We start from the raw sequence: 21,305 nt of genomic DNA, 5'->3' as shown, positions 1-21,305 counted from the left end.
GTAGCTTAGCATAATGAAATTATTGTTTATAAGATTTTACGTTGAAAAAATATAAATAATTTAATGCTTTAATCTATGTTTGGTTGTCTTTAGGTCAAAAAAATAACCCAACTGAAAGTAATTTAATTTTGTACCTAAAATGATATATTCACACTAGATTTAATCAAAAGGATTTATTTTTCATGTTAAACAAATTATTACTTTGTAGTGCTTTGTTATTTTCTGTTACAGCACTGGCTGAAAGACCAGACTATTTTAATGATGAGATAGAGCAAGAGTATCGCGCGGTTTTAAAGCATATGGACGAAATTATGCCGCAAACCGATGAAGAGCTTGCCTATTTACCCTCTTTTTACCCGTTTAGTATCTTTGATATTCATGCCACAAAACTTAAAAATGACAAAGATAAGCAAGCGTTCACTAATTTTAATTTAGGAGTGCTTGGTAGCCAGTTTTTAAATGTTGAACAGCAAATTGGAACAAAACTTCCTAATTTAGTTATTTGTAAAAAAGACAAGTGTACAGAACAAAGGCTTAAGTTAATTCAGTCGTTTTTAGCGGAATCTGAAGCACAAATTTTGGCCGCGAATTCAAGTCCGAAGTGCACCACTCGCTAAATTAGGCTGCTTTGCGTAATTCATCGAATATTACCGCTGGTTGCCTAAACCCTAGACATTTTCTCGGCCTCGCATTGAGCGCCTTTTCTATGTGCGCAATTTGCTTATCTGTCACCGTTCGTAAATCAGTGCCTTTGCGAATATATTGACGCAACAAGCCATTAAAGTTCTCATTTAACCCTCTTTCCCATGATGAGTAGGGGTTAGCAAAGTAGATGTCGGTTTTTAGCTTGTCTGAAACATGCTCATGTTCACAAAACTCACTCCCGTTGTCTGCGGTTATCGTATGAACATGGCGTCGATAGCGCCACAGCATACCTATCATTGCTCTGCTCACTTGCGCTGCACTTTTTGCTGGCACTTTGCGTATCAGGTAAAACTTACTTGTACGCTCGACTAAACTAAAGATTGCTCCCGTACCATGCTTGCCAAGTACTGTATCCGCTTCCCAATCACCAAACCGTGTCTTAGTGTCAACAATCGCAGGTCTATGTTCAATGCCAACACGATTTGGGATGATGACACGTTTGCTTCGGCTGCCTTTACGATAACGTCTGTGCCCTTGTCGCAGATGTTTGTATAGCTTGCCACCACTCAATTTATCTTTTTGAATATAGCCATAAATCCATTCATGACTCACAGGATGCCCGATAATTTTGCTTACACCCGCAATCTGCTCAGGGCTCCATTTTTGCTCCAATCCAAACTCAACGAACGCAATTGTAAGTGCTGGCATGGAATACTTGGCAGCTAGACGTTTTCGTTTACATGCCTTTGAATGTGCAACCTCAGGCAAGTAATGACTTCGAGTACTATTGCGCCTAACTTCACGACTTATAGTGCTGTGGCTCACTTTTAGCCTTTTCCCTATCTCTCGATAGCTAAAACCCTCGCGTAAGTAGGCCTCAATCTGGTATCTTTGCCCTTCGATCAACTGCTTGTAACTCATGGTATCTACTCTTGTTTTTTGGCGATTACAGAGTACCACCAACAGGCAGTTGATCTCTTCTCACCGTTTAACCATGAGTGGTGCACTTATTATCTGAATTCGGGGCATTTAAAAATAACCAAAAATTGAAACTTATACAGCAATCTGCGCCGCACGTGTATCGTGTTAACAATACTTTTTACTCTCCTACGCAATTAATAAGCTATACACCATCAACATATGCGGGGTTTGTACCATCTGCTGATTATAAAACTTTTACACCTGATACTGCCCCTGGCTTGATGGCGCTATCAGCCACTTCACAAAAGCTCAGAGATTTAATGGTTAAATTTAAGGTTGCAGCTGTTACAAAAGATGAGTACGACAGCGTTAATGTGATCTTTGGTGGTCTTAGTGATAATCATTGGGGAGTAGTCCTTTTAGATAAATATAGTATACCTAGAAAGGGTGATAGGAATGCTTTTGGCCTTGAGTACGACATAATTAAACCACTTTCTAAGACGAGATTTTACTATCAAACCAATTAATTAACTAATTGTTTTTATTATCTATATTTTCAAAGGAGTCAGTTTTGAGACTATATAAGAAATATCAAATCCCAAAACCTCTGTTTTGTGTTGTTTTTAGTTAAGGATTTGCTTATTTAGGGATAATCGCGCTTTATTCTTGTGGTAACTTTAATTGTTAGCCTTTTGTCTAAATTAGGCTTATTAACGGTAAACAGCTTTGGCATATGTCTCATTTGCAGTCGGTGCTCTTGTCATGCCTGCGATTACAGCATTTGAGGAAAGGTATCGGATAAGAACTAAACAGATGATTAAAAAATTAATTGGCTCATTAGCCTGATAAATTATTTCATCAGGCTATAAATCAGGCTTTAGCAAATATGGTATTCGCCACGGGGTTTGTTGCTAAACATAAACGCTTGTAACTCAGATTTAAGAACTTCGACAATATCGGTCGTAAACGGTGTTCTGATTTCACCTGAATCTAAATATCTAAGTAAATCAATTTCATGTATGAGAGCTGACTTAATAGAGTAGCTAATTGGATAAGTGACCTTAAATTGCTTGCGAGCTATCACATTATCGTGATTTTCAATGTCAACATAGAAAGTTAATTGATCATCTTCTTCGCAAAGGTTGCTGCAAGTTCCTTGCTCACGAATACAATCTAAAACAATATTTCTGATGAAAATATCAAATTCGTTCATATTAATCCCTCAATTTTAGCCCATCCATTGGGTACAACTGAAATCTAGCAAAAAAATGTTAGGTTATCCAGTTAGATTCACTTCTTTATCACTGTTTTGTTGAGGGGGAAAGAAAATAAGTATTGCTAAATAATGGCCAGAGTTTTAAGTAGCTGGTTACTTGGTTAAAGAATCACCTTATCTTTTAAAGTCAGATTGATGTTAAGGTGGTAGAACTCGTTTCTTTATGTTTAGATGATTAACAGGTATTGAGTAGTTACTTTAATCGAGTTGCTGTAAATAAGGTGCGAAGGCTATATGTAAACTATTAAGTGGCTACTTTCACAACCACTTAATAGAATACGAGTCGTTAAAAGGTCCAGTTGATACCTAGGTAGTAGCGACGGCCATTGGTCCACTCATTAACAAATATCTTATCTAAATGATTCTGGTAATAAGGTTTTAACTCTTCGACAGGAATGCCGCTTGCTTGAGATAAAATGGCAAATGCTCCTTCACCTGTCACAGATGATTCAACAATATTGTTGCCATTTTCATCTTGTGCAACTATACGATTTCCGGTTGCAACGCCATCTTCACCAATTTCGTCAATCCATTTCATTTTATTAATTACTGGGTCATTAACAATTTGCGATGTTTTAATGTATTGAACAACATTTTCATTGGTTAAATTTGTTACTGCGAAACTAGCTACTAAATTGTCTAGGATTTGATAGGTTGCTTTAAAGTCGAGCTGCTGGCGTGCGTCAGTGTATCGTATACCATCTGTAAAGCTGGCATTTGCAAACTCACTACGATAGTTATACGACAGTCGGGCTGAAAATGTATCGTTCTCAAAATAGATAGATGCATTGAGGGTGTCTTTTGACTGCCCAAACATGGGCTCTGTTTGACTTACTGTTTTTGTATTGAAGCCAGTTACTTCAAAGTATTCTCGTTGTGACGGATCACTTTGATGTGTTTCAATATCGCTCATATCAGCAATTTCATAAGAGAACGTTGAAGTATTAAACTTCTGATCAGGCACATCTGTATAAGTGTAGTTTATTAAACCGCCAAAACCGTTACCGAAATCATGTTGCAATTGTAGCTCAAGGCCTTTTACTTTTTGCTCACCCGTATTGAAGTAAGAGCTAACAACATAATCACCGTTAATAGTATAGCCATTATCATCTGTTTGACCGTCGTCACCAAGATAAGATAAATCTTGAACTTGAGATGATGAACGAACTATATCTTTAATATCTTTTTGAAACGCAGTAATGGCAAAAATTGATGATTCAGCAAAATACCACTCTACGCCTATTTCTGAGTTGACTGATGAATATGAGCCTAAGTTTGGATTACCTACTGATCCTCGACGCTGCGAATCCATTGGTAGACGTTCGGCTTCTCCAGCGGGTGTTAGATCTTGCTGTCTACCATCCGTGTAAAATCTATAACGCTCTGTAACTAAACTAAAGTTACTTCTGAGTTGAGTGAGACTAGGATGCGAAATATTCTTTGATGCAGCGGCCCTTAGCACAATATCATCAGCCACATCATAAGCAATATTAAAGCTTGGTAAATAATCTTTGGTGCTACTTTTTTGCACTAAAGGAGAGTATTGATTAAACCCAGCAAGACCAGCTACATAATTAGGATCATTTTCGTCATTTGGGTATGAAAGGAGCTGACCATTTTCATCCTTCGCTACCTCATTACCAACAGACTCACGCTGTGTATCTACTACGCGAACACCTACATTACCTCTAAATTTTTCACCACTAAAGTTCGCCATTGCATAATAGGCAAGCAATTCTTCTGTGACTGTATAGGCCGAACCAACAGACTCTGTTAATCCTGAGCGACAACCATAATAGTTTTCTGGGTTAGCTGAGTTTGCAATGGCTTCAACACATGCGCCTTCATTCGGTGTACCTTCTGAGTTGAGCAGTAAGAAGTGATCATTTAACAATGAATCTCGCTTGGCCTGATCGATGTCAAAATATTCATTAGGAATATCATGACCCGCAGAGTCTAAGCCAGATACCGTTCCTCCCACAATTTGCTCTGCCAGAATGAGAGGGAAATCACTTGATTCATTTGCATAACCATGAAATCGGGCTCCCTCAGTAAAATAGCGTTGAGTGCGTTCTATATCGCGATATTTTGCGCCAAATTTGATGCTATCAATATAAAAGTCATTCTCGAAAGACCAGGTAATATCACCTTGCAGAAAGTCTTCAGTGTTTTTACGATCGCGGGCAGAGTTATTTAAGCCACCTGTTAATAAATAAAACTCGTTAGTAGGCGCAAGCAAGAAATTTTTTGCGCGCTGTTGTGCATCTATTAGTGCTTGTCCTGTTAGAGACGGATCAGCCTCAAGCCCCCAATATACTTTGCCAGTATCGGGGTTATATCCATACCCTAAATTGACCCCTTCATAAGTTGGGATTTTTAAAGATGCATCATCACCTGAGTAAAGTGTTTCGTAATCCCCATAACGACTTGCAAGTGTGGTTCCACGATCGAGTACGGTACTCTCTGCTTCTGTGTGACCCGCTTGAAACTTCATTACAAAGTCATCGTGTTCAAAATCTACAGTAAGATGGTAGCGATTTTGTTCAGTTTCGGTGCCACTTCTATCGTTTGAGTCACGACGGATCATTTCACCCCAGCGAATATCACCATCGTAATAGTTGTTACCATCCCAGACCATGCCAGCACCGCGGACTAAATTTGTGCCATCAATAGGGTAGGTTGCTGATAAAACAATATCGCGTTCAGGATCCATCACAAGTCGGGGATCTATCCCAGGCACTTCGTTGCTATACAGTAGTTGTACAATACGGTGTGGTTGAGCATATAAATTATCATTTTTATTATCTCGATCGGATTTATTCTGATTAATCTCTAGGTTTAAACTTAAGTTATCAATAGGTGCCCACTGAAAGTTTAAAGTTGTATCTAGGCGGCTTTCATCAGTTGAAAATGCAGGCGCATAGACCATATTACCCAGTGTTCTACCGGGTGTTTGCCCGAGTCCTGCTTCTCTTCTGCTTCCCCAAAATAGGCCCCAAACAGGGTCGATATAGGTTGGATCTATAACTTCATTAGGTTGTCCCCAGTTTTGTGTGCTGTTGTTCCACACGCCTGAATTGTTAGGATCATCAGTAGGCCAATAAGGGCCACTATTGGCTACAGCCTCTAAATCACCGTAGGTATAACCGTTCATTGCCATGTGACGTGTAATGATCAGGGCATGATTATTCATATGTCGTAGATTGATGTCGCTGCTCGCACATGCTTCTGTTGGGCATTCTATCGCATCTGTTTGAGCAAAGCCTGTGCTGATCGCGCCTTCATTACCAGCAATACCATCTGATTCAAAACCGGTACGAAATGCCTTGCGTTGTTGATGACTTACGCTAATTGAAGCGCCAAACTTTTTATTTTCAGAGACAAAGTTATAGGCTGTTGATACTTGTGGTGAATACTTCTTTGAAGAGTCGTTATACTCTGATTCAACATTAAAATACCCATAGCCATCTTCTTGTTCCAAGGGTTTTTTAGTATGTAAGATTACTGTGCCGCCAATACCGCCAGCATCAAGATCAGCGCGTGCTGATTTATGAACTTCAATTTTAGAAACTCGTTCTGCTGGAATATTTGAAAAATCAAAGGCATTACTTTCTGATTGGCCTGGTAAATAGGATGCAGATTTAGCTGATTGGCCATTAACTAAGGTATTGGTCAGTTCTGGTGACGTGCCGCGAATAGACACTTTAGAGCCTTCACCAAATTGACGCTCAATTTGTACCCCCGCCACACGTTGTAACGCTTCAGCCATATTTTTATCAGGGTTTTTGGCAATATCTTCTGTATTAATAGAATCAACAATAACATCTGAGTATCGTTTGTTATTCAAGTTCTCACGCAAAGATGAGCGAATACCTGTTACTTGAATAACTTCAATTTCTTCATCTTTGAGGTTTTTTTCTGAATTTTTATTTGTGGGTAAGTCCTTTTTCACCTCTTGTGAAAAGGTTGGCATTGACATACTTGCAGTCAATAACATTGCTGACTGAACTGCAATGGTCATTTTAGATAAGCGAAGAGCTTTCATTTTGCACCTTTCAAATTGTTATTATTTTAATCTGACTCGTTGTTACTGAGCATTTATAGCGAAACTAAGACCTTTAAAAGATCTTGCTTTTTAATTACCAGTGACCGAAATACAACACCTATACAGTTGCTGATTAAATTAAAATAGTACAAATCTAGAACAGATCAAGAATATTTTATTATTTATTTGGTGTTTTTTGATTTTCTTTTACTTTGTGCCCAAAATATTTTAAATTTCTGTATTTAATAAGGTTTTTTGTTTTTGGGATGAGGTGGCTTTTTGGTGTTTATATATACAAGATTAATTAAAACAATTGGTTGAGCTTTTTTAGGGTCTTTCTTTTTGAATATTTTATTCTTTAGTTTTCTGTTTTTTATCCACTGATATTGCTGTGCTGCGGCTTTAAACTGCCATTCACTTAACCAGTTGTTTTGTTTTTCGTTAATAGGCACACTGTCTAAATGGGTTTTGTGCCGCAAGGTTTTTAATGAAAAATGAGATAAAGCAACACATCGGCAGTGTTGCACTGGTGGTAAATGATTACGATGAAGCTATAGCCTTCTACACCGAAAAATTACAATTTACATTGATGGAAGATACCGATTTAGGAGAGGGAAAACGGTGGGTTTTAGTCTCGCCACCAGGTTCTAACGGTACACACCTGCTACTTGCAAAAGTCAGGAATCAACAGCAAATGCACGCTGTTGGCAATCAAACCGGTGGTCGAGTATTTTTGTTTTTACACAGCAATGACTTTTGGCGTGATTACAACAGCATGAAAAGTAAAGGTGTTGTATTTAATGAATCGCCAAGAGAAGAGCCTTACGGCACCGTAGTGGTGTTTCAAGATTTATACGGCAACAAATGGGACTTACTTGAGCTTAAAGACCCTGAAGGTTAAAAATGGCAGGGGGATTAGGAATCGCTCAATGAAAACAAATACTGATTCTCAATTTTTATGGTTTGTTTTTATTATTCCAGCTATTTGGTTATCAATAGTTATGATTGATAAAATGTTCTACGGTGTTGAACTTGTTTTTGCGAGTGCATTGATAGGCTTTATCGTAGGGTTACTACTTCATAAGAAAGTAAACCCATCTGAGCTATGGGATAGTTATGTAGATAAAAGGAGTTTTTTCAGAAGTCAGCGAAGAACGACCTATATGTTCATTTTTCTTACAGTGGTCGGCTTCTTAAATTTACATACTCTTAAAGGTGAACCTAAGACTGTTATCACGGAAATAGTAGACAAAAGAATTAGTACAGGGAAAGTTTCGAAAAATATTTTTGGGTTAAATGTTGTAACTAATTACACATCTGCAAATTCACAGTAGAGTAATGATGAATAATAAAGAAAGAAAAGAGCTAATCTTAAACTCGCTTGATGAGCAATCCTTCGATGATATCAATGATGCATTTAGTAGTATTGGCGGTGACGTGAGCGCTTTAGAGGCTGTTCCGTTCGGATTGAGAAATGAAGTAATACGAATATTTGAAGATCTTGCCGATGGTGTAATTAATTCTAAAGAGTCCATTGAAAGGCTTCGAGCATTTGTGAGTTCAGTGCCTGATTAAACCCTGAAACTCTTAGTTATAATCTCAAGGGAAAACGGCGCGCGAAACAAGTTTCACGCCTACGTTGTAGCAGCGGCTTTATGCCGCGTCATTGATAAATTTTTACGAGAAACGAGAAACGAGAAACGAGAAACGAGAAACGAGAAACGAGAAACGAGAAACGAGAAACGAGAAACGAGAGGCGAGGTAGAAGCGCATCTCGCTCCTCGCAACTTTCCCCTTTCCCCTAGTAACTCGCTGACTAATCCTAGAGCCTAGTTCCTAGCCCTTAGCCTCTAAAACCTCCCGCCTGACTATCTCTGCGCCTTTACTCAATGCACTGAGTTTGGCGCTTGCTATTTGGCGAGGGAGGGGGGCCATACCGCAGTTTGTGCATGGGTAAAGCTTGTCGGCATCAACATATTTAAGGGCTTCGCGTAATGTGTGTGCCACCTCATCAGGGGTTTCAATTTCATTGCTTGCTACATCAATGGCACCCACCATCACTTTTTTGCCACGTATCAGCGCTAATAGCTCAATGGGGACGCGTGAGTTGTGGCACTCCAACGAAATGATATCAATATTCGACTTTTGAAGTTTTGGGAATACTTCTTCGTATTGACGCCACTCATTCCCCAGTGTTTGTTTCCAGTCTGTGTTGGCTTTAATACCATAGCCGTAGCAAATGTGTACGGCGGTTTCGCACTTTAAGCCTTCGATTGCTCTTTCTAGGCACTTAATGCCCCAGTCATTAACATCATTAAAGAACACATTAAACGCAGGCTCATCAAATTGAATAATATCAACACCCGCAGCTTCGAGCTCTTTCGCCTCTTGGTTGAGAATTTTGGCAAACTCCCACGCTAGTTGTTCACGGCTTTGATAGTGGGCGTCATACAAGGTGTCGATCATGGTCATAGGCCCTGGTAATGCCCACTTTATTGGTTGCTTGGTCTGCGAACGTAAAAACTTGGCGTCTTCCACAAACACCGGCTTGCTGCGAGAAACCGGGCCAATTACACTCGGAACACTTGCTTCGTAACGGTTTCGAATAGTCACTGTTTTACGGTTCTCAAAATCAACGCCATTTAAGTGTTCGATAAAGGTCGTCACAAAATGCTGGCGTGTTTGCTCGCCGTCGCTCACGATATCAACGCCAGCTTGTTGTTGCTCTTGCAAGGCAACACGCAGCGCGTCTTGTTTGCCGTCGATAAGTTCTGCGCCTTGCAATTTCCAAGGCGACCATAAGGTTTCAGGTTCAGCGAGCCAAGCTGGTTTTGGTAAGCTGCCTGCTGTCGATGTTGGTAATAACTTTTTCATTTTTACTCTCTTTAAATCGCGTAGTTGGCAGACCATTTCTCAAGTACAGATTGATAAGGCTTAATAAAGTGTTGCTCAGTAAATTTACCTTGTGCAATCGCCAATTGGCTGCGCTCTTTACGGTCATAAACAATTTGCGTGATAGAGTGATCGGCGTTTTTTAAATTTGGTTGATAGCAACTACCCGCCACGGCATTGGCGTTATAAATTTCTGGACGGTAGATTTTCTGGAATGTTTCCATAGTGCTAATCGTGCTGATCAACTCTAAGTTGGTGTAATCGTTCAGCAAGTCACCAAAGAAATAAAACGCCAGCGGAGCAACTGTGTTTGGTGGCATAAAATAGCGCACCTGCAAGCCCATTTTTTTAAAGTATTGCTCGGTTAATGACGACTCATTTGGTTGGTACTCAGCACCTAAAATTGGGTGTTGGTTTTCTGTACGATGGTACGTTTTGTTATCAGACACACTTAAACAAATAACCGGTGGTTTTTTAAAGTTCTGTTTGTAAGTCTCTGAGTCAATAAAGTATTTAAAGAGTTTACCGTGTAAGTCACCAAAGTTTTCGGGAATGCTAAATTCGCTTTTCTCTTTGTTATGATCTAGCAGCAGTACGCTAAAATCATAATCACGGACGTAAGATGAGAAGTTATTACCAACAATACCTTCGATACGTTCATTAGTTTGGTGATCAATGATATTAGTTTTTAGCACTTCAATTGACGGGAATGCCTCTGTGCTTTGTGCAATTTCTAGATCAACAGAGATGATCTCAAGCTCTACAGAGTAGCGGTTACCTTGCGGGTTATCCCAGTTTGCTAGCGCATTAAAGCGGCTATCAATCATTTTTAATGCATTACGCAAATTCTGCTGGCGACTTTCACCGCGAGCTAGGTTCGCAAAGTTTGTAGTCAGTCGTGTGCTGTTTGACGGATGATAATTTTCGTCGAGGCAAATGCTTTTAATTGTAAATCTGAAATCGTTGTTCATGGCAATGTATCCAAAAGTCCTGAGATAAATGATTGCTGCTCACCTTCCTTAAATCGCTAGGTCATTAACCTTGAGGTGGCTTGGGTATCTATTTATATGTGCTCAGCAGCATGAAGAAAAACGTTTTTATTTCAGGTAAAACATGAGGCAGATTCATAAATATTTGCTGTTTTAGTAAAACATTTAGGAAGAGATAGTGAAAAAATGCGTTAAAGTTATTTTGGACGTCTGGATTTCTAAACTGGTTTGTTAGAGTTGCAGTAATTTCATATAAAACGTGAGTAATATTCACTACTTAACCCTACTTTTGAGAACAACCTCGTACTTTATTGTTGATATACTCGTCTCCCTAAACCAACAACACAGACAAATACAATGAATGAATTAATCGTGCTTATTATCGCTTGCGCCATACTAGGTAGCGGGGTGGGCTTTTTAGCTGGGCTATTAGGAATAGGTGGAGGCCTAGTAATTGTGCCTATATTAAGCATGATCTTGCTGCACTTTCAGGTGTTACCTGCAGAGCAAGTGGTGCTGGTGGCGATTGCTACATCGCTCGCCTCAATTCTTTTTACTTCAACGTCATCAGCTATCGCTCACCATAAAAATGGCAATGTGCCTTGGCAATTGGCCCCGTGGGTGATGAGTGGGGTTGCACTAGGCGCCCTTATCAGTGGCTTTTTGGCTTCGCTATTACCCGCAAATGTGGTGCGAATAGTGTTTGCTGTGAGTGTGGTGCTTATTGCATTAAAAATGATTTTCAGCAGTAAAAACGACAGCCAAACAACACGCTCGCTACCTAATAAAAGCCTTTTAACACTTTATACAACCATCACAGGGGGGCTTTCTGCCATGATTGGCATTGGCGGTGGTGCGGTACTTGTGCCGTTACTGACGTTTTTCTCGGTCGATATGAAAAAAGCCATTGGCTGTGCTTCGGTGTGCGGTATTGTCATTGCGTTGTTTGGCTCTTTGGGTTACATCAGTTCAGGCAGTCAGTACTTTGCGCTAGAAGAAGGCTTTGCTGGTTTTGTTTATTTGCCTGCCTTGTTTGGGATTGTTTGTACTTCGTGGTTTACCGCACCATTAGGTGCAAAAGCAACGCATCACCTACCTGTCTCCACAATTAAAAAAATCTTTGCAGGGCTGTTGGTTATTATGGCTGTGAATATGCTAGCTAAATAGTGTTAACGTATTAATTCGACATGTCGAACGCGGTTTGGTAATGTCAGTTAAGCAGTTTTTCGAAAGCTGTAGGCGCTATTTAAGGACTCTTTTTTACGGAATATGCTATGGATCGTCGGTGCACTTTAGCAAGTAAAAAAACGCTAAGCTCTTTATTTGTTGCTCTATCACTAATGATTTTGCCAGTGACTGCTGAGCCAACAAAACCTCTCGAGACTCACCATGCTTTAATGGGGCAAATTCTCAGTGCAAATAAGAAAACACCCCTTACTGGTTTTGCACTTCATGTGATTGTTGATGATGGACATGCTTTTTCAACGGCAAAGCAAAGTAAAGAAAATGCGCCGCAAGTTATTAACCCAAATAGTTTATTTAGAATTGCCAGTGTGACCAAAACCTTCACTGCAGCAACGGTGCTTCGTTTGCATGAAGAAGGTAAATTAAACCTTGATACAACGCTCGATAAATTAATTTCTGACGACTTTTTTACGCTTCTTGAAAGCGATGGCTATGCCCTAGATAAAATGACGCTAAAACAAGTACTGAGTCATACGGCAGGGTTATACGATCATGCCCAAAGCGATCAGTATTTAGCTGGCATAATGGCAAATCCGCAGCAAGATATTACGATGCGCGAGCAAATTAAAAGGTGTGTAGAGTGGGGTGACCCAGTTAGTAAACCTGGTGAGCGTTTCTCATATTCAGATACCGGTTATGTGTTACTCGGCCATATTATTGAGAGAGTGACAGATTTACCGCTACCTGAAGCGGTTCGACAATACTTAAGTTTCGATAAAAATCATATCGAAAATGTGATCTGGGAACGGGGTGATACGGTTGCTGTGGATGAGTCTCGACGCGTGCATCAATACTTGCATGGCACCGACACCTTTAATTGGAGCCCAACTGTCGATTTATATGGTGGCGGTGGGCTTGTTGCCAGCCCAATCGGTATGGCTAAATTTTATCATGCTTTATTTTCAGGTAAGGTCTTCAAACACCCAGAAACACTTGAACTCATGCTATCGGATAAAGGTTTACCTGCAGATAGCCCTTATCGTTTAGGTGTATTTGCAAAAGAATATAACGGCACCTTGGTTTATCAACATGGTGGCTTTTGGGGCACTTTGGTGATGTTTGAACCAACATCGCAGGTAGTGGTAGCAGGCGCGGTTACTCAGCAAAAAGACTACGGCCAGCTTGAAAAAGTGATGAGTGACTATCTCATCCTACAGACAAAATAGTCTTATAAAGCTAGTTAAAGCCTCAGCTGTGTGCGTTTGTGGGCGGGAGAAACACCCGTCCAGCTACTGTAAGCGCGAACAAACGAATTAGCTTCGCTAAAACCGAGTAAAAAAGCGATTCGATTATTGGTCGCTCAGTTTGCAGCAAATAGTGCTGTGCAAGATCCATTCTAACTTGTTGTAACACCGTTGAAAACTTTGCTTTTCAGCTGTTAGTTTTCGTTGTAGTGAACGTTTGCTTAGTGCTAGGTCTGAGGCAATATGCTCAATGCTAATTTGCTCTTGCGATAAGGTTTTAAACATAATCCTCGACACCTTATCAGTAAGGCTTTGTTCGCTGATAACATCTTGCTGCTTACGTTTAAAATCACTCTCAGATCGCGCCATCATTCTTGCCAAGCGCGCCAAACTAAGAGCCTAATTTAATCTCGTGGCTTAGATTTGTATTGGTTGCGGGATAGCCATCTCATAGAGCCTAATAGAAATAGAGCAAAAGCAGCCAAGCCACTGAATAACCATGTAATACGCCCACTTAAATTAAGAAAACTGCCATCATGTATAGGATGAAGCCAATTTAAAACTGTGTTGCTTTTGCCTTGCTCTTGGTAAGCAAACACTTTTAAAACTTCACCACTATTGGCGTCTATATAAACATAGCTATGTGGAAAGCGTTGCGATGGGTCTTCTTTTGTTTGCACTCTAATTCGATAATAAAACGGGTTACCCTTCATTGCGGGTGTTTCTATCCATGCTCCTCGAGAATTAGGTAAAACCTCAAGCGCTAAATTCAATGCTGCATTGGGTTGAATAGGGGGGTTATCTGCCAGAACACCATAGTGGTTTACAGGAGTTTCCACAGTATCTATTGGCCCTGTTATTTTTGTTAAAATTGCAGCTGACTCTTTAGGGAGTGCTAGCATAATCCCTGTCACTGTTAAAATGACTAATGGCGCTAAAAAAGTTAACCCTATTAATTTGTGCCAATCGTAAAGCATCCCAATACGAGATGAACGCTTTTTAAACTTAAGTTGTTTTTGCCACTGTCCCTGCTTAGGCCACCATGCAAATAAGCCACTAACTAACAAATATAAAATAGCTAACCCCACGTAACCTAAAAGCCAAGTTCCAGTTTGACCTAGTAGTAAAGTGAAATGCAGGTTATAGAGCCAGGTCATTAAATATTGACCCCAATAATCGCGGCGTAGAATTAAATTGCCATCACTTGAAAGCCATACCATCATCGGAGCAAATTCGAGATGTTCTGTTTCAGGAGGATTGTAATACCGAGCAGGAATTAACTTTGCCTGTGGGGTAACTTCAAAGCGCCAACTACCTTGTTTATCAGGATATTGTTTGCGTAGGGTATCCAGTGCGTTATTAAAGTTAGCAGAAGCGTTGTTTTGCAACTTAGTCGAAGAGATGTTTAAGCCTTGATCAAGTTCATCGTAAAATACTAATAACGAACCTGATAGTGCGATAACACAAAACAATAAGCCAAGGCTCAGGCCAAGCCATTTATGAATACGGCGGTGTAATTTTCGCCAGTTTAGCATTGCAGACCTCTTTAATTACTGGCTTTATTCAACACGCCAATGAATATTATTTCATAAATTGGTTGAGCTGAGCAATGCGGCAAAATGTCACAGTTGATCATAAAAAGATCAGATAAGGTTTGCTTTAACAATATAACAAAATTATTATATAAATAAATTGTTATGGAGTGGTCATGGAAGTTCTCTTTTTATGTACAGAAAACTCAGCGCGGTCAATTATGGCCGAAGCGTTACTCAAACATCACGGAAAAGGTGAGTTTGAGGTGTTTAGTGCTGGCACAGAACCATTTGCGGTAGACCCTCGCACTCTTGCTGCGATTGATCATTTTGGCCTTAAAACAGATGACTTACACTCAAAGCACTTAAACGATGTGGCTAACATGCATTTTGATTATGTAATTACATTGTGCGACCAAGCGGCGAAAGAGTGTGCCAATCGAGTAAATGGTAGCCAATGTCTTGCATGGGATTTTGTCGACCCTAAAACGCGCCCAGAACCACACGCATTTGAAAAAACTTTGCAAGAGCTCAATGAGCGAATCAAACAGTTCGTTCAATCCCATGGCAAAGAAAAAATCACATCAATTTCGCCAACTTTATTTTATAAAGCGCTTGCTGATGATATTCGCCTAAAAAGTTTATTACTTATTGCGGTTGAGCAAGAAGTTTGTGTATGCGAACTCATGACCGCACTTAACGAGCATAGTCAGCCAAAGGTCTCAAGGCATTTAGCGCAACTTAAAAAACAGGGCATTTTGTCGGATAGAAAACACCAACAGTGGGTGTTTTACTCTTTAAACCCGACACTGCCTTTGTGGATGAAACAAATAATTACCTCGACAGTTGTAAACGAGCCGAATTTCATTGAAAACGAGCTAGCAAGGCTAAATGCGATGGGTGATGATCGCCCAACTCGTGTTGCTCGTTGCTGTAATTAAGGACTGAAAATGGGTGTTTTTGAACGATATTTATCTGTATGGGTTGCTAGCGCAATTGCTATAGGTGTGGGGCTTGGCGTTGTATTTCCGCCTTTATTTGAACTCATAGCCAAAATAGAAATCGCGCATGTAAACATAGTTGTTGCGCTATTTATTTGGGTAATGATTTATCCAATGATGGTGCAAGTTGACTTTTCAACGATTAAAGAAGTAGGTAAAAATCCTAAAGGGCTGATTCTCACTTTAATCATTAATTGGCTAATCAAACCCTTTTCAATGGCCGCATTAGGTTGGTTATTTTTTGAAGGGTTATTTGCTGATTTCGTTAGCCCTGAAACGGCGCAAGAATATATCGCAGGGATGATTTTACTCGGTGTCGCACCTTGTACGGCTATGGTGTTTGTATGGTCACAGCTGACTAAAGGCGATGCAAATTACACACTAGTTCAAGTGTCTGTGAACGACATCATCATGATTTTTGCGTTTGCGCCCATCGCAGGTTTATTACTTGGGGTGTCTGATATTCATGTGCCTTGGTTCACATTGATGATCTCGGTTGTTTTGTATGTGTTGTTGCCACTAATAGCTGGTGTATTAACACGAAAAGCTCTCAATAATTCAGCACAAAATGAAGCTGCTGTGCAGTCATTTTTAGAGAAAATTAAACCGTCCTCAGTTGTTGGCTTATTGGCCACAGTGGTCTTGCTGTTTGGGTTTCAGGCAAACACCATATTAGCCCAACCGCTGAACATTGTACTGATTGCCATCCCGCTTGTTTTGCAAACTTACGGTATTTTTGTGATCGGCTATTTTATCGCTCTAAAACTTAAGCTTAAGCACAATATTGCAGGTCCAGCATGTTTAATTGGTACTTCTAACTTTTTTGAGTTAGCTGTCGCAGTGGCTATTTCATTATTTGGTTTGCACTCGGGAGCAGCATTAGTAACCGTTGTTGGGGTGTTGGTCGAAGTACCTGTGATGTTGTCGTTGGTTGCAATCGTTAATAAAACAACACATTGGTTTAAAGAGTAATTGGGGAATCATAATGCACTCACATCCATTTGATATTTTACAGCTAGAAACTGGGGCATTTATTTTTACCCCTTGCCCTGGCACAAAAGGCGTTGGCTTATCACAGTCTGTGGCTGATTTAAAAGCGGCAGGTGCAAAAGCAATTATTACTCTGATGTACGATGAAGAGCTTATTAAAAATGGTGCACAAAAGCTTGCAAGCGAATGTGAGAAAATGGGGCTTTGCTGGTTTCAGTTACCAATTGTTGATGATGACGCTCCTAAGGAGGCGTTTAATCACGCATTTACCAAGCACCTAGACGAGATTCTTGCCATTATAAAAAATGGTGGCAGCGTGGCTGTGCATTGTAAAGGCGGCTCAGGCCGTACAGGTTTAGTTATTGATTTATTAATGCATGAGCTTGGCTATGCTAAAAACGACATAATTAATCAAGTGCAGGCTATTCGCCCCAAATCGTTGCATAACCCTATACAACGTTCATTTTTCGACAATTTTCAAAAAGTAGGAGCTTAACAATGGCAATTAAAGTAGGCATTAATGGTTTTGGCCGTATGGGCCGTTTATCGCTAAGAGCAGCGTTTGCATGGGACGACGTTGAGTTTGTGCAAATTAATGACCCTGCGGGAGATGCAGCGACATTGGCTCACTTACTAAAATATGATTCGGTACACGGTATTTGGCCGCATGAGGTTGAAAGTAACGATAATGCGGTGATCATTGATGGCCACAAAATTAACGTTACGCAAAATAGAGCGATTGCAGATACTGATTGGTCTGGTTGCGATATCGTAATTGAAGCCTCTGGCGTGATGAAAAAAACCGAGTTGCTGCAAGCCTACCTTGAACAAGGTGTGAAGAAAGTTGTTGTCACTGCGCCTGTAAAAGAAGACGGTGTGCTGAACGTTGTGATGGGTGTAAACGATGATTTATACGATGTAGAGCAACACAATATTGTTACTGCCGCATCATGCACTACCAACTGTTTAGCGCCAGTAGTTAAAGTATTGCAAGAAAAAATTGGTATCAAACATGGTTCAATGACCACTATTCACGATATCACCAATACGCAAACTATCTTAGATGCACCGCATAAAGATTTACGCCGTGCTCGCGCATGTGGCATGAGCTTAATCCCAACTACAACTGGCTCTGCAACGGCGATTACACATATTTTCCCTGAACTTAAAGGCAAATTAAACGGCCATGCGGTTCGTGTGCCTTTAGCGAATGCATCAATCACTGACTGTGTGTTTGAAGTCGAGAAGCCGACCACGGCTGAGCAAATTAACCAATGGATGCAAGAAGCCGCAGAGGGTGAGCTAAAAGGCATTTTAGGCTATGAAGAAAAGCCACTTGTTTCTATTGATTACAAAACTGATCCACGCTCAAGCATTGTGGATGCATTATCAACCATGGTTGTGAACGAGACACAAGTTAAGCTGTATGTTTGGTACGATAACGAATGGAGTTATGCAAACCGTACCGCCGAACTTGCCCGTAAAGTTGCGTTATCACTGAAAGGTTAAAATGAATGACGCGTTTGGCTAACCTTCCCGCTGATATAAAGCAGTACTTAATTGTCACTGGGAATTACTGGGCATTTACGCTTACAGATGGCGCATTGAGAATGTTGGTGGTACTGCATTTTCATGCGCTTGGCTACTCGCCTTTGAGTATTGCCATGCTGTTTTTGTTTTATGAGATTTTTGGTGTTGTTACTAACTTAGTAGGTGGCTATTTAGGCGCAAGGCTTGGCTTAAACAAAACCATGAACATTGGCCTTGCCATACAGGTTGCAGCCTTGTTCATGTTGGCAGCCCCCCCTGAATGGCTAAGTGTAGCCTATGTGATGCTGGCGCAAGCGCTGTCGGGCATTGCAAAAGATCTCAATAAAATGAGTGCTAAAAGCTCAATTAAAATGCTGGTTGCCAGTGGCCAAGAAGGCACCTTGTTTAAATGGGTAGCGATACTTACGGGCTCTAAAAACGCATTAAAAGGTGTGGGCTTCTTTTTGGGTGGCTTACTACTGACATTGATGTCGTTTAAAGGCGCAATGCTCGCGATGGCTGCCACTTTGCTGGTGGTGTGGTGTTTTAGTCTTTATGCACTTAAAAATGATTTAGGCAAAGCCAAAAACAAACCTAAGTTTAACGAGATATTTTCAAAAAGCAGTTCAATCAATATCTTGTCGGCCGCGAGGTTGTTCTTGTTCGGTGCGCGTGATGTTTGGTTTGTAGTTGCACTTCCGGTGTTTTTATCACAAGCCTTTGATTGGGACCACTGGACTGTGGGCGCTTTTCTAGCTACTTGGGTCATTGGCTATGGGGCTGTGCAATCTTTTGCTCCCAAAATCATTAAGCTTAATAAGCAAACATCACCAAGTGCAGAAACAGTTAAGTGGGCATCACTGCTTGCTTTAGTCACCTTAGCCATTGCCCTTGCTGTTGGCTTTGGCTGGGCTGTAAAACCAATGCTGATAGGCGGACTGATGTTGTTCGGCGTGGTCTTCGCGATTAACTCATCTTTGCACAGCTACTTAATTGTTAGCATGGCTGATGCCGATGGCGTATCACTTGATGTTGGGTTTTACTATATGGCTAATGCCATGGGTCGCTTAATTGGTACTGTGTTGTCGGGCTTAGTGTTTCAGCTTTATGGCTTAGCAGCCTGTTTGGCTATCTCACTGTTATTTATTGTTATTACCGCCCTTATTTCGACTAAATTACCAAAACAAATTTAGTTAAATCTAAACACGCCCTATAAAGGTAAGCATGCTTTATTGCTTACCTTATTTTCTTAAATTATTTTGCAAAAATATTTGACCTGTCTACAGCTTTACACTTCATACTTATTGTATTCAAAAGCCTTATAGGCCTATTTCATCATGTATTTAATTTCAGAGTTAGCAGCAAAACTTGGTTTGTCGCGCACGGCTGTGTTGTATTACGAGAAGCTAAAAATCATTCAGGGGCGCAGGCTTGCAAATGGTTATCGCTATTACAGCGAGGCTGATTTACAACGCTTGGTTTTGATCCAGCAGTTACAAAGCGCGGGGTTAACCTTAAAAGAATGTCAGAGCTGTTTAGATGTCGAGCTAGATAAAGCTATTTTGCAACAGCGCTTAGCGCAACTTGAAGATGAAATTACCGCTAAGTTACAAGCCAAAGATTTATTACTGAGTTTGCTTGGCAAACGCTCTCAAAAAGACTTACATGATGAGCTGAATAAGCGTGCGCCAAGTGCGCATTTAAATTGGTTGTTAAAGCAAGGATACACAGAAAAAGAGGCATTGCGGCTTCGTTGGTTATCAAAAGATATGAGTGACCATGAAAGCTACATGCACGATTTCATGACTGTGCTTGAGCCATTAGAGCGATGGGGGCCTGGTAGCGAAGAAGCCACATTAAAAGCCATTGCTACTGTTCCTATTAATGCCAAACAAATTTTAGAAATTGGCTGTGGTAAAGGCTCATCAACATTATTAATAGCCAAGCAAACTGATGCCAAGATCGCGGCTTTAGATAATGAGTCATCAGCACTTGCTTATTTACAGGAGCGACTGCACAAAGAGCAATTGGCTGAGCGTGTATCTTTGACGTGCGCATCGATGACTGCACTGCCTTTTAAAGCGAAATCATTCGATGTTATTTGGGCTGAGGGGTGCGTGTATGTCATGGGGATGCAAAGTGCACTATCAAGCTGGAAACCGTTTCTTCGCAGTAATGGGGTGATTGTGGTCAGTGATTTAGTTTGGCTTAACAGCCAGCCTGAAATGGCGGTTAAAGAGTACTGGCAAGCGAATTACCCAGATATGCAGTCAATCGACAGCCGCGTAGCCTTATTTGATGAGCTTGGTTATGAGCTGATAGAGCAGTTTTCGCTGGATCAGCAAGCATGGCAAAACTATTGGCAACCACTCAAGGCGCGCCTTGCGGAGTTAGCGTCATCGATAAGTGAGTCTCAAGCTGTAAAAGACATACAAGCAGAAATTGCCCTTTACGAAAATGAAACTGGGCAAAACTTTACTTATCACTATTTTATTTTAAAACTTAAGGAGTGTAAGTGAATTTTTCAATTTACGAACAGAGCCAAAAAAGCGGCATTATTGCGCTTTACTTGGCAACATTTAGTGCATCAGAGTCAAAACAAGAAGGCGAGCAAGTTGCCCGTTTAGTCACTGACTTTTTAGCTGAGCCATATCCATCAACTGATTTATATGTGTTTGTCGCGACAGATGAGCAACGTATCGTGGGCGCTATTGTGCTGTCGCGTTTAAAGTTTGCGCACGCTAAAGAGGTGTTTTTACTCTCCCCTGTTGCAGTGGCAACGGATTGTCAGGGACAAGGCATAGGACAAAAGCTGATCCAATTTGGCTGTAATAAGTTAGCTGAACAGAATGTCAGCCTAGTGATGACCTATGGTGATATCAACTTTTATGGAAAAGTCGGGTTTTCCGTTGTGAGTGAAGAAGTTATTCAAGCACCTCATAACTTATCTTACCCAAAAGGTTGGCTTGCTAAACCGGTTTTAGATGACGAAATTTTGCCAATTACTGGTAAGCCAAGTTGCCTAAAACCACTCGATAATCCACAGCTTTGGTAA

The 21,305-nt window shown here is 40.6% G+C and carries 22 protein-coding genes; 14 read left to right on the top strand and 8 right to left on the bottom strand.

The features are described from left to right. Positions 1–182: 182 nt before the first annotated feature. Positions 183–617, top strand: a complete 435-nt coding sequence (locus tag J8Z25_RS18760) for a hypothetical protein (RefSeq protein ID WP_250662359.1) — start codon at positions 183–185, stop codon at positions 615–617. Between the two features lies 1 nt (position 618). Here the strand turns inward: J8Z25_RS18760 and J8Z25_RS18755 are convergent, their stop codons facing one another. Further along, positions 619–1,566, bottom strand: coding sequence for an IS30 family transposase (locus J8Z25_RS18755; RefSeq protein WP_250662358.1), 948 nt, complete (start codon positions 1,564–1,566; stop codon positions 619–621). Between the two features lie 80 nt (positions 1,567–1,646). On the opposite strand from J8Z25_RS18755, the gene J8Z25_RS18750 reads away from it, so the two are divergent. Further along, a complete protein-coding gene (locus J8Z25_RS18750) occupies positions 1,647–2,093 on the top strand; it encodes a hypothetical protein (protein WP_250662357.1) in 447 nt (148 codons plus the stop codon). A gap of 350 nt (positions 2,094–2,443) precedes the next feature. On the opposite strand, the gene J8Z25_RS18745 is transcribed toward J8Z25_RS18750, so the two are convergent. The 3 genes from J8Z25_RS18745 to J8Z25_RS18735 all read right to left on the bottom strand — a co-directional run bounded on the left by J8Z25_RS18745 (position 2,444) and on the right by J8Z25_RS18735 (position 7,339). Beyond that, positions 2,444–2,779, bottom strand: a complete 336-nt coding sequence (locus tag J8Z25_RS18745) for a hypothetical protein (protein WP_130052908.1) — start codon at positions 2,777–2,779, stop codon at positions 2,444–2,446. A gap of 349 nt (positions 2,780–3,128) precedes the next feature. Beyond that, positions 3,129–6,887 (bottom strand): TonB-dependent receptor, encoded by a 3,759-nt coding sequence (locus J8Z25_RS18740; RefSeq protein WP_250662356.1) that lies wholly within the window; start codon positions 6,885–6,887, stop codon positions 3,129–3,131. Positions 6,888–7,129: 242 nt separating this feature from the next. Then, positions 7,130–7,339, bottom strand: a complete 210-nt coding sequence (locus J8Z25_RS18735; protein WP_250662355.1) for a hypothetical protein — start codon at positions 7,337–7,339, stop codon at positions 7,130–7,132. Between the two features lie 35 nt (positions 7,340–7,374). On the opposite strand from J8Z25_RS18735, the gene J8Z25_RS18730 reads away from it, so the two are divergent. The 3 genes from J8Z25_RS18730 to J8Z25_RS18720 are packed head-to-tail and all read left to right on the top strand — an operon-like array spanning position 7,375 to position 8,462. Next, entirely contained in the window at positions 7,375–7,788 is a 414-nt protein-coding gene (locus J8Z25_RS18730) for a VOC family protein (protein WP_250662354.1), read from the top strand. A 28-nt stretch (positions 7,789–7,816) separates the two neighbouring features. Continuing rightward, positions 7,817–8,221, top strand: a complete 405-nt coding sequence (locus tag J8Z25_RS18725; RefSeq protein ID WP_250662353.1) for a hypothetical protein — start codon at positions 7,817–7,819, stop codon at positions 8,219–8,221. Between the two features lie 4 nt (positions 8,222–8,225). Next, positions 8,226–8,462, top strand: a complete 237-nt coding sequence (locus J8Z25_RS18720; RefSeq protein WP_250662352.1) for a hypothetical protein — start codon at positions 8,226–8,228, stop codon at positions 8,460–8,462. A gap of 261 nt (positions 8,463–8,723) precedes the next feature. On the opposite strand, the gene J8Z25_RS18715 is transcribed toward J8Z25_RS18720, so the two are convergent. Further along, positions 8,724–9,761, bottom strand: a complete 1,038-nt coding sequence (locus J8Z25_RS18715; RefSeq protein WP_250662351.1) for a methionine synthase — start codon at positions 9,759–9,761, stop codon at positions 8,724–8,726. 11 nt (positions 9,762–9,772) lie between these two features. After that, positions 9,773–10,750: a DUF1852 domain-containing protein gene (locus tag J8Z25_RS18710; protein WP_130052906.1), complete on the bottom strand. Its 978-nt coding sequence runs from the start codon at positions 10,748–10,750 to the stop codon at positions 9,773–9,775. Positions 10,751–11,125: 375 nt separating this feature from the next. On the opposite strand from J8Z25_RS18710, the gene J8Z25_RS18705 reads away from it, so the two are divergent. Together J8Z25_RS18705 and J8Z25_RS18700 are read left to right on the top strand one after the other, a co-directional pair. Next, positions 11,126–11,935 carry a sulfite exporter TauE/SafE family protein gene (locus J8Z25_RS18705; protein ID WP_250662350.1) on the top strand — a complete coding sequence of 270 codons (810 nt, stop codon included), beginning with the start codon at positions 11,126–11,128 and terminating at the stop codon, positions 11,933–11,935. Positions 11,936–12,042: 107 nt separating this feature from the next. Then, positions 12,043–13,179 (top strand): serine hydrolase domain-containing protein, encoded by a 1,137-nt coding sequence (locus tag J8Z25_RS18700; protein WP_250662349.1) that lies wholly within the window; start codon positions 12,043–12,045, stop codon positions 13,177–13,179. Positions 13,180–13,302: 123 nt separating this feature from the next. Here J8Z25_RS18700 and J8Z25_RS18695 read toward each other — a convergent pair whose 3' ends face one another. Together J8Z25_RS18695 and J8Z25_RS18690 are read right to left on the bottom strand one after the other, a co-directional pair. Further along, a complete protein-coding gene (locus J8Z25_RS18695; RefSeq protein ID WP_250662348.1) occupies positions 13,303–13,569 on the bottom strand; it encodes a hypothetical protein in 267 nt (88 codons plus the stop codon). Between the two features lie 32 nt (positions 13,570–13,601). After that, positions 13,602–14,732 carry a PepSY-associated TM helix domain-containing protein gene (locus J8Z25_RS18690; RefSeq protein WP_250662347.1) on the bottom strand — a complete coding sequence of 377 codons (1,131 nt, stop codon included), beginning with the start codon at positions 14,730–14,732 and terminating at the stop codon, positions 13,602–13,604. Positions 14,733–14,905: 173 nt separating this feature from the next. Between J8Z25_RS18690 and J8Z25_RS18685 the strand changes: the two genes are divergently transcribed. From J8Z25_RS18685 to J8Z25_RS18655, 7 genes are all read left to right on the top strand, one after another. Next, on the top strand, positions 14,906–15,670 hold the full coding sequence (locus tag J8Z25_RS18685; RefSeq protein WP_130052902.1) for a metalloregulator ArsR/SmtB family transcription factor: 765 nt from the start codon (positions 14,906–14,908) through the stop codon (positions 15,668–15,670). 9 nt (positions 15,671–15,679) lie between these two features. Next, entirely contained in the window at positions 15,680–16,702 is a 1,023-nt protein-coding gene (gene arsB, locus J8Z25_RS18680) for an ACR3 family arsenite efflux transporter (protein ID WP_250662346.1), read from the top strand. Positions 16,703–16,715: 13 nt separating this feature from the next. Beyond that, a complete protein-coding gene (locus tag J8Z25_RS18675; RefSeq protein WP_250662345.1) occupies positions 16,716–17,216 on the top strand; it encodes a phosphatase domain-containing putative toxin in 501 nt (166 codons plus the stop codon). A gap of 2 nt (positions 17,217–17,218) precedes the next feature. Further along, positions 17,219–18,229, top strand: a complete 1,011-nt coding sequence (locus J8Z25_RS18670; protein ID WP_250662344.1) for an ArsJ-associated glyceraldehyde-3-phosphate dehydrogenase — start codon at positions 17,219–17,221, stop codon at positions 18,227–18,229. Positions 18,230–18,234: 5 nt separating this feature from the next. After that, on the top strand, positions 18,235–19,443 hold the full coding sequence (gene arsJ, locus J8Z25_RS18665) for an organoarsenical effux MFS transporter ArsJ (RefSeq protein ID WP_250662343.1): 1,209 nt from the start codon (positions 18,235–18,237) through the stop codon (positions 19,441–19,443). A 144-nt stretch (positions 19,444–19,587) separates the two neighbouring features. Continuing rightward, the gene (locus J8Z25_RS18660) at positions 19,588–20,769 is read left to right on the top strand and encodes a MerR family transcriptional regulator (RefSeq protein WP_250662342.1); all 1,182 of its coding nucleotides are present in this window, start codon (positions 19,588–19,590) and stop codon (positions 20,767–20,769) included. Continuing rightward, entirely contained in the window at positions 20,766–21,305 is a 540-nt protein-coding gene (locus J8Z25_RS18655; protein ID WP_250662341.1) for a GNAT family N-acetyltransferase, read from the top strand. The genes J8Z25_RS18660 and J8Z25_RS18655 overlap by 4 nt, the downstream gene beginning before the upstream one ends.

The organism is Pseudoalteromonas sp. SCSIO 43101 (assembly GCF_023650775.1).
In the GTDB taxonomy this organism is placed as follows: Bacteria; Pseudomonadota; Gammaproteobacteria; order Enterobacterales; family Alteromonadaceae; genus Pseudoalteromonas; species Pseudoalteromonas apostichopi.
Note: the sequence above shows the minus strand (reverse complement) of the source record. Positions and strands in the feature narration are given on the sequence as shown.